The 4,194-nt window shown below is 31.2% G+C and carries 3 protein-coding genes; all 3 read right to left on the bottom strand.

Annotated elements, in window-relative coordinates:
* Positions 1-390 precede the first annotated feature (390 nt).
* A complete protein-coding gene (locus JJD95_RS19815) occupies positions 391-1,800 on the bottom strand; it encodes a L,D-transpeptidase family protein (RefSeq protein WP_291645193.1) in 1,410 nt (469 codons plus the stop codon).
* A gap of 721 nt (positions 1,801-2,521) precedes the next feature.
* On the bottom strand, positions 2,522-3,238 hold the full coding sequence (locus tag JJD95_RS19810) for an ABC transporter ATP-binding protein (protein ID WP_291645196.1): 717 nt from the start codon (positions 3,236-3,238) through the stop codon (positions 2,522-2,524).
* On the bottom strand, positions 3,231-4,028 hold the full coding sequence (locus tag JJD95_RS19805) for an ABC transporter ATP-binding protein (RefSeq protein ID WP_291645191.1): 798 nt from the start codon (positions 4,026-4,028) through the stop codon (positions 3,231-3,233). The genes JJD95_RS19810 and JJD95_RS19805 overlap by 8 nt, the downstream gene beginning before the upstream one ends.
* Positions 4,029-4,194 lie beyond the last annotated feature (166 nt).

Raw genomic sequence — 4,194 nt, 5'->3', positions numbered from 1 at the left:
TTTTACCACTAATTTAATATCTCCAAATTTCTCAACATTGTCGTCTTCTTTTTGTTCATCCAGAACAAGATTAAACACAGGGCCACTTCAGCCATTACCTGTTAAATTAATTCTTATTTCATCTGAAGTTACATTGTTTTCCTTAAGAAACTTTTTAAATTCCGTGAAAGCTAATTCACTCATTTTTACAAAAGCCATTTTAATTACCTCTCTCTACATTTTATTTAGTAATGATAATAACTATTAGCATTACTAAATAACATATTAAATTAAAAATGAAAGCTTTGCAATAGTTACTTGTACATTAATTATGAATAATTCTATAGAAGCTTTAGCTATATAGATTATAATTAGTAGAAACTGGATTCTCGATAAGAAATTTTTCTGCTATTAATAACAAATTACTGGAGTACCTGTCTCTATATTATCAAATATTTTTTTTGCTACATCGTATGGTGAATTTATACAACCATGAGATCCGCCTGTCTTATACAAATCTCCCCCAAACTTATCTCGCCAACTTGCATCATGAATTCCTATCCCCTTATTAAAAGGCATCCAATAATTCACAGGAGCAGCATAGTCTTCACCTGTAAGCGTTGCATTTTTTTCTTTATAATTGATCTTATAAATGCCGACCGGTGTTCTAGTCTTCTCTGATCCATTATTACCTGTGACAACATCCCCTTGTGTAATCAGCTCTCCATTTTTATAAAACCATAAGTGTTGCCCTGTAAGATCTATTTCCACATAGGTATTTCCAATATCATCCTTGCCATGAGCTAATGCGGTTTGATAGTATGCAGGTTCTTTTTCTATAGATTCCCCTTCCTTTATGATTGAATTTAAATATTGGATTTCTTTAACCTTATTAATGGCCCAGCCATAAGTACCTCCACCAATATTAAGTACCTTTCCTGATGATGAAACAAAATTTCTCGTGTCAGCAACTGTGTTATATTTACTAGCAAGTAAGTCTATATAGATTTCAACTTGTTTTTCATTAAATGTAATTTCATTATTCTCATCAACTGTAACCCATTTATTTATTATAGACCCATCTAGAATTTCTTTCTCATCCCCAAAAGTATAGGTAACCTTCGAAGATACATATTTGTTAAGCATGTCCCTTGTGGCAACTACCTTTGGAGATTTCGAAGTATATTCCGGCTTAATATAGTAATTTATTGACTCCAAATCTATTGTTGTTTCGCCTGTGCTCACTGCATCTATGGCATAATTATATAGGACCTCTTTATTACCCTTGCTTCCAATGACCTCATCGACAATCACATACCCATTATCTTTATATTTATAGCTAGCATTTTCAGGTTCAATTATCTTGCTACTATCAAAATAAGATAGCTTATCCACTTGTTCTTTTAATAAATCTTTATCATATTCAATTCCTGCTAACATTTTAGAATCTTTTGTATTAAAAACTGCTGAAATCCATTTATAAGGATTCTGTTTATCTTTAAACTCCTTAAAATCACCATTAACATTATACTTTAAGCCAATTTCTTCCCCTGTAATTTGTTCATTTATACCGCCTCGTCCTTTTATGTTTAACTGATATTTTTGAATCTCAGATGCCATTTGTTCATTTACATCCTGTACAATTTTACCTGAAACACTAATACTATTTATTGCAGAACCAAAATAAAAATGATTCATGAAATATATTGCCACCCCAAAGTATACGAAAAGCAAAGTACAAATAGAAATTATAATACCTAAAACAATTTTCTTACGCTTTTTTATTGGACTTATTGTTGACTTCCCTACCTCAGCTTCCACGATTGCACCCCCGCTTATATATTTTTTAAAAAATAACTGTTCCTATAGATGTCCAAGGTATAGTTTATTCTTTTATTAATCTATTATACCTCAAAAACAGTCTCTTTGCACCATCTAGAAACACTCGTATTTACAATATTTTTTTAATTTTGTCACTATAATGACATATAAAGTTGTTATTATAATAATATAGAAAGTGATTGATTTTTTAATTAGAGTCCCCCTTTAATTAAATATAAATTTAACATAACCTCTTAAAAGAACTGATGTAATTTAATCAGTTCTTTTTTATTGTATAACAATCAAATCATATGTATGGAAGCCGTAGAAGATCTTTAAAATAAAAGGGAATTCACTACATGAATTCCCTTTTGATATTCTATATATTCAATTTTAAACTAACTAGAGAATAGTATTTTAATTTAAGTAATTTCTCTTTGTCTTATCACATATCCTAAAGACCTCTTATTTATAAAATTCGACTACCCTCTAAAAACTCTGAAGATTTAATTTGATACATTGGACTATCCCCTTTCTATTAGCGATTCTTTTAATTTTTCTAATGAAAGTTAATATCTAAGTAGAATTACTTACACTTAATGTACTAATTTAATTTCGTTTCTTTGTTTATGAACTAATAATAACATAGTAATTAATATCTGTAAAGACTTGTTTTTAATTAATAATAAATATTCATTACATGTGTGAAGATTTTAATATCTTAAACATGAACACTTTCCCCTAAATAAGCTTTCTTTACATCTTCATTACACAATAACTCTTTTCCAGTGCCCTTAATGGTAATTCTTCCTGTTTCAATTACATATCCTATATCTGCAATTTTCAGAGCAGCATTGGCATTTTTTTCAATTAAAAGTATGGTTACACCTTGCTTATTTATCTTTTTAATAATATTAAATACATCTTTAATAATTAATGGAGCTAGCCCTAAGGAGGGTTCATCCATCATTAGTAGCTTCGGCCTTGACATTAATGCTCTTCCAATCGCAAGCATTTGTTGTTCACCACCAGATAGCGTACCTGCTTGTTGCCAGATTCTTTCCTTTAGTATTGGGAAAAGAGTATATACCCATTCCATATCTTCCTTAATTTCCTTTTCATCTTTTCTTGAAAAAGCTCCTAATTTTAGATTTTCAATTACTGTAAGGTCTCCAAAAACCTTTCTTCCCTCTGGAACCAAAGTAATCCCATTCCGTACTATGTTTTGAGGTTTAACAAGCATCAGATTTTTATCCTCGTACTGAATTATTCCACTTTTAGGTTTCACTAGTCCTACAATAGAACGAAGCATAGTACTTTTCCCAGCGCCGTTAGCACCAACTAAGGTTACAATTTTACCTTCTTCAACTTCAATACTTGCTCCTCTTAAAGCTTGAATTCCACCATAAGCGACTACTAAATTATCAATTTTAAGCATCATCATCACTCACCCCCAAATATGCCTGTATAACTCTTTCGTTATTTTGAATATCATAAGGGGTTCCTTCTGCTATAGTAACACCGTAGTCAAGAACATAGATTCTATCAGATATTCCCATTACAACTTGCATGTGATGTTCTATCATAAATATGGTCAAGTTAAACTCGTCCCTAATTTGTTTAATAAAACGTGTTAAATCTTCCGACTCTTTTGGGTTCATTCCTGCTGCTGGTTCATCTAGAAGTAGAACTTCCGGATTGGTAGCCATGGCTCTAGCTATTTCCAGGCGCCTTTGCTTTCCATATGGAAGAGAATGCGCCTTTTCATCCTTTAAATCTAATAATCCTACTTTCTCCAGCAAGTTAAGAGACTTTTCCATCATTTCTTTTTCTTCTTTTCTGTACCATGGAAGTTTAAATATTGCATCCATAAAATTTGATTTGATATTCAAATGATTTGCAATTAAAACATTGTCAAGTACTGATAAATCTTTAAACAGTCTTATGTTTTGAAAGGTTCTTGCAATTCCTGTTTTAGTAATTAAATCAGGCCTTACTCCTGTGATATCTTTATTATTAAAATAAATTTTCCCGGCTGTTGGTTTGTAAACACCAGTAACCATATTAAAGGCTGTAGTTTTACCAGCGCCATTGGGTCCTATTAACGCCAAAATTTCTCCTTTATTTAAGTAAAGATTAAAATCCTTTACTGCTATAACTCCTCCAAACTGCATTTTTACATCATCCATCATTAATACTGTCTTTACTTTTCCATTAATTTCTGACATTACTTACCGCCCCCTGTTACAGATGGAGCTTTCACGGAAACTCATTAGCTCCTATGATTACTCATTTCTAGTATCATTAATTTTTGTTGATTCCCCCATTTTTTCTGCATAAAACGCTTGACAAGTCTGTAAAAATTTGAAAAATCCCTCCTAGAGACATGTTTTA

Origin of the sequence: Clostridium sp. (assembly GCF_016650035.1) — a bacterium.
In the GTDB taxonomy this organism is placed as follows: domain Bacteria; phylum Bacillota; class Clostridia; order Clostridiales; family Clostridiaceae; genus Clostridium_AD.
The sequence above is the reverse complement of the archived record's forward strand: the minus strand, read 5'-3'. Positions and strand labels throughout refer to the sequence as shown.